Source organism: Rahnella sp. P4_A8, from assembly GCF_056402435.1.
The window spans coordinates 1-930 of sequence record NZ_JBFUHK010000285.1 but is presented as its reverse complement, the minus strand read 5'-3'; the positions used below and the strand labels follow the sequence as shown (position 1 = coordinate 930).

Genomic DNA, 930 nt, shown 5'->3' with positions numbered 1-930 from the left:
TCATTCAACAGAGCAAGAACTTCAGACTTGGCTTTTTCGTTAGATGTTTCCAGGACAGATTTACCTTCAGACATCACATCTCGGTAAACCTTTCGGTAACATGCCGTCGCGCTCAAAGGGATCAGTCCTTCGAATTCGCGGACATACTCCAGAAATTCATGCCGTTCGTTTCCCTGAAGGAGGGGATTTGTAGTGGCCATACTTTGATAGCAATATGCCTTAAGCTCTGGATTTAAATCCCGCATGCTTTCTAACTGCTGCTGAAGCTCAACCATCGTATCCAGATCCAACTGAGAGCATTGGTGCGGAGCAATGATCTGATGAGCTACGGTTCCGCCTGTAATCAGCTCACGGCTGTTTCGTCCGGCAACATCCACTATAACGTGATCAAACCTCTCATCAAGGCTTCTGAGTGTTTGAGATATGTTGTCTCTTTTCTCAATCAGGGTGATGGAGGGGGTAAGGCCTGCAGCTTCCCGTTCGGCATACCACCTTGACGAAGAGCGTTGAACGTCAGCATCGACCAGACACACATCCTTGCCCCATAAGGCCAAACCCACAGCTATATTGACTGCAGTTGTTGTTTTCGCGGCCCCACCTTTATTGCATCCAACAATCGTGATCATTTGTCACCCGTGATATCAAAAGTAGTATTTCTTAAATAATAACTCATAAAAGATAAATGTGAATTAATATCGACTAATTATTATGTATTAATTCATACTTATTACTTAGCTAAAGCATAGTGAGCATCGCTCAATTGAAACCGCAAACGTGATTGAACAGGTAAGAGACAAAATCAAAATTATTTGTTTCCTCGTTGATCAGCTGCCTAAGACTTTCTTGGGTGCAACCCTTAACAAGCTGAAGAACCCATGGTTACACGGTATTAATGAGGGTCTTCCCCTGTTGTGGTGGGTACTCCAGAGC

Annotated in this window: 1 protein-coding gene; it reads right to left on the bottom strand. The window is 44.1% G+C overall.

Annotated features, from left to right (window positions below; translation table 11 throughout):
- On the bottom strand, window positions 1–626 hold a 626-nt coding region (locus AC1DUO_RS25465; protein ID WP_477989474.1), incomplete at its 3' end, for an AAA family ATPase.
- Window positions 627–930 lie beyond the last annotated feature (304 nt).